This window comes from Anabaena sp. CCY 9910, assembly GCF_963920875.1.
Lineage (GTDB): Bacteria > Cyanobacteriota > Cyanobacteriia > Cyanobacteriales > Nostocaceae > Trichormus > Trichormus variabilis.
This window is the reverse complement of record NZ_CAWUDJ010000093.1, coordinates 1-3605: the sequence shown is the minus strand read 5'-3', so window position 1 is coordinate 3605 and position 3605 is coordinate 1. Positions and strand designations below refer to the sequence as shown.

General features: G+C 44.0%; 6 protein-coding genes, 1 other RNA gene and 1 pseudogene. 2 read left to right on the top strand and 6 right to left on the bottom strand.

The features are described from left to right. Positions 1 to 56: 56 nt before the first annotated feature. A complete protein-coding gene (locus ACM5QX_RS29325) occupies positions 57 to 350 on the top strand; it encodes a DUF1816 domain-containing protein (RefSeq protein WP_414756722.1) in 294 nt (97 codons plus the stop codon). Positions 351 to 442: 92 nt separating this feature from the next. On the opposite strand, the gene ACM5QX_RS29320 is transcribed toward ACM5QX_RS29325, so the two are convergent. The 6 genes from ACM5QX_RS29320 to ACM5QX_RS29295 form a co-directional block, all read right to left on the bottom strand. After that, on the bottom strand, positions 443 to 1267 hold the full coding sequence (locus tag ACM5QX_RS29320; protein ID WP_414756721.1) for an alpha/beta fold hydrolase: 825 nt from the start codon (positions 1265 to 1267) through the stop codon (positions 443 to 445). Positions 1268 to 1388: 121 nt separating this feature from the next. After that, positions 1389 to 1799 carry a preQ(1) synthase gene (gene queF / locus ACM5QX_RS29315; protein ID WP_011321091.1) on the bottom strand — a complete coding sequence of 137 codons (411 nt, stop codon included), beginning with the start codon at positions 1797 to 1799 and terminating at the stop codon, positions 1389 to 1391. Positions 1800 to 1876: 77 nt separating this feature from the next. After that, complete coding sequence (locus ACM5QX_RS29310) at positions 1877 to 2272, bottom strand: hypothetical protein (protein WP_011321092.1); 396 nt, start codon at positions 2270 to 2272, stop codon at positions 1877 to 1879. Between the two features lie 156 nt (positions 2273 to 2428). Beyond that, on the bottom strand, positions 2429 to 2809 hold the full coding sequence (locus tag ACM5QX_RS29305; RefSeq protein ID WP_190567899.1) for a phasin family protein: 381 nt from the start codon (positions 2807 to 2809) through the stop codon (positions 2429 to 2431). 26 nt (positions 2810 to 2835) lie between these two features. Then, positions 2836 to 2932, bottom strand: an RNA gene (gene ffs / locus ACM5QX_RS29300) — signal recognition particle sRNA small type. A gap of 36 nt (positions 2933 to 2968) precedes the next feature. After that, positions 2969 to 3235, bottom strand: coding sequence for a YciI family protein (locus tag ACM5QX_RS29295; protein ID WP_011321094.1), 267 nt, complete (start codon positions 3233 to 3235; stop codon positions 2969 to 2971). Positions 3236 to 3375: 140 nt separating this feature from the next. On the opposite strand from ACM5QX_RS29295, the pseudogene ACM5QX_RS29290 reads away from it, so the two are divergent. Beyond that, a pseudogene (locus tag ACM5QX_RS29290) lies at positions 3376 to 3555 on the top strand (2'-5' RNA ligase family protein); the annotation flags it as partial. Between the last annotated feature and the right edge of the window lie 50 nt (positions 3556 to 3605).

The following is a 3605-nucleotide window of genomic DNA, read 5'->3' as shown; positions in this document are numbered from 1 at the left end:
GTGCCTCTCAAACCTTTATCTGGCTAAGTTTAGAGGCGTTTGTCGCCCCTTGAACAATTTGGCAAAACCTGAAAGAAACCACAATTAATACTTTCAATACTTTTGGCTTGGCTTGGTGGGTGGAGATTACTACTCAAAACCCACGCTGTACATACTACTTCGGGCCTTTTCTGAATTCTGCTGACGCGAAGGTAGCCATCAAAGGCTACGTTGAGGATTTAGAGACAGAAGGGGCGCAAGGAATAGGTGTGAATGTGAAGCGCTGTAAACCTAATAACTTGACGATTGCTGAAGACCTGGGGGAACGTCTTGACCGCAAAGTAAAGCCTGCCTTTAGCGGTCAGATGTAAGTTAGGCAATTAGTTAATAGTCATTAGTCATTAGTCATTAGTGATTGCATTAAACTCTTGACTTGGGACTTTTGACTGTGGACTTTGTATTATTAATTACTCATTACCTGTGAGTTGTTTGCTAACCACAGGTCAATATCGTTTATTACCTGCTGGGGTATTTCCCAGGGGAAAAGATGGGCGGTATGAGGGTAGCATTGCCATTGACTCTGTTTGAGATGTTGGGCTGTTTCTAAACTAGAATCGGCTGTAATGTGTCTATCTTGAGCGCCAGCCAGCACCAGACTAGGGCAATGAATTTGCTCAAGGTCTGCGAGTCGGTTGTATCCTAAACGCAAGGCGCTGTTAAGGGCGCGAGTGGCAGATGGAGAAGTTTGCAAGTAAGCTGGCAAAGCTTCCCTGGCTATGTAATTATAGGCAGTGGGTGTGTGTTGTTGTATGAGATAACGAAACAGCGATCGCTTGCCAAAAGTCTCAATATTCCAGCGCCAGCCCGGTTTGATGTAGTTTAGTAACCCAGCAACACCTGTATAAAGATTATCCTGCCAGGAAATCGGTGGATGATTACCACGGGGTCTAGCTGCTGTCGCCACCAAAATCAGCCCAGTGATACGCTGCGGTAGGCGCAAAGCCAACTCCATCGCTAAAATCCCACCCAAAGACCATCCCAATACTAAGCATTTCTCGATCTGCAAACGATCTAATAAAGCTTCTAAGTCGGTTAAATGATCCTGCATGGTAAAGTTCCCCCGAAAGCGACTGGTGCCATAGCCACGCAAATCGGGGGCAATAGTTTGGTAACGTTTTGATAAGTGATTTGTAAAAACCGACAGACTCCGACCACTACCAGGATGTCCATGCAGTCCTAATATGGGGAAACCTTGACCTTGAATATGAATGTTAAGTTTCTCAGTCACAGTAATTAATTCAAAATTCTTAATACCCAATGAGTAGGGGCGGGTTAATCCAATATGATGCACAGTTAATGATGCTCCCGTCCCTACAAAACCCAATTTTAAACCTACTCTCTGGCGTTCCTTATTTCCTGTGCTTAACTTCCACCACAGTATGAACGTTCCCACGGGGGGTAAAATCAGCTTTGACAGTCGCCTCTAGAGGGTCACAAGCTGCGACAAAATCATCGAGAATTTGGTTGGCTGATTCTTCGTGGGAAATGTAGCGATCGCGGTAACTGTTAATGTAAAGTTTGAGAGCCTTTAATTCCACCACTCGCTCATCAGGGACATAGGTAATATAAATAGTGGCAAAGTCAGGATAACCGGAAAATGGACACTTACAAGTAAATTCCGGCAAGGTAATATTAATATCATAGCGCCGACCCACACGCGGATTGGGAAAGGTAATTAATTGTCCTTCCGCAATCTCCCGTTCGCCATACTTAACTTCCTGGCTAGGCTGAGATACCGTTTCCGGTGAAGAATTACTCATAAATTATTAGTCCAAAGAAATGTAAAGATCCATTACTAATAACTTAACATCCAACACCCAGCACCCAGCCTTCAAAACTATTCTCGCTCCCAATCAGGACAACTTCCATCATCCCACCCATGAGGGTGCATACCGCAGACTAGCAAATTACCTCCATATACATGACCGTGGTAATTACTGCAACCTATACAGGCAGCATTTTGTTCTGTTGTCGCTTCGACTGAATAAGGAAAGCCAGGATCAACATCCGCCACAACATCCTCTAATTCCCAGTAGATATCCAGAATCGGCTCGGTTAAATCCTGTAAATACTGGTCAACTTCGGTAACAATACTGTTTTGGACTTGTTCAGTGAATTCTTCTGTTAGCTCAAAAAAGGCATCTACCATTTCACCCATTCCTAAGAAGAAGCGTTCTACTTCATCGGCCGCAGTTTCCACCATTTCCATCAAATCTTTTTGCCATTGATCCATAAACTTAACGCCCTGGCTTGCAAAAAATAGGACGCATAGTGCTACTTGACTGGAAACACTAAAGTACACCCTAGATCACATATATTATAGATTCTCAGGTACGTACTAGTACGCCCAGTTCACACTGTGCTGATAGGACTTTTAACTGAGCAATCTCTATTCTTTTTGCAATCTTTTTAACTCTTCTTGCAGGTCTAGCACTTGTTGGCGCAGTTCATCTACTTTCTCTGTTGATGCCTCTTTCACCGTTGGTTCTTCATCTTCCTCTAAAATTTCGATGCGACGAGGTTCAGAAGAGGGCGGTTTTTCAGGAGCTTCATCTGTTGCTGGAGGCTGTTGGGCTTGCTTCATCATGTCTTCCACAAAGCGACGGGCTTCGTCTGTGGTCATTTCACCCTTGGCAACCATCTCGTCTGCCAGTTTTTGGACTTGCGATCGCAGTTCAGTTAATTTACCTCCGGCTTTCTCGCCAGCGTAAGAAGCCAATCCGACACCGAGGTAAAATGCTTTTTGAACAATATCTCCAAAACCAGGCATTGCTGCTGATAGCTCCTAATAAATAGGGCGACCCGGAGACTACGCCTACTACAAGCATCCCGTGTTGCTGCTACCTTCCGGTCCTGACAAGGTTTAGGCGTTGGAGTCGCATAGATCCAGGTCTATTAATAATATAACATCAAATTCCGTAACTGTGCGTTATTCCACAACAATTTTCCATTCGTAAAGTTTAAAGTTGACACAACCGCTCTTTACTAAGGGATCATCGGCAACAATGGCCTCGGCTTCTGCCATTGAAGCAGCCTCAAATAGCAACATCCCGCCACCGAATTGCGCCCAATAACCTGTTCGGGCTTTGTAACCCTTGGTAATCAAATCTCTGACGTAGGCTTGGTGAGCTGGTACGTATTGGTCAAAGATGGATTTATCAACTTTGCCTTCTTCTAACTTGACGAACCACGGCATTTTGTTTGCAACCTCTAGAAATCCTATGTTCTAATATTTTTAACGGTAATGTTATCTTTAGGGAAATAGAGTGAGGAGCGATCGCAGTTTTTTAGCTCGTTAATTTTCAAACTACTGTATTTGATCTTCCCTTTTGAATCTTGAATTTACCAAAAAGTCGTTTTTTCGTTGCCTTGCTACCGCCGCAAGAGATACAAGACTACGCCAACCAAATCAAACAGCACTTTGCAGATCATTACGCTAGTCGCCACGCGCAAAAGTCGCCGCCACACATTACACTGCAACCACCTTTCGAGTGGGTAGATAATCATATATCTATCCCTTTGTTGTCACTTCCATGAGAGAATAATTAAGTAAAAACGCCGAAAGT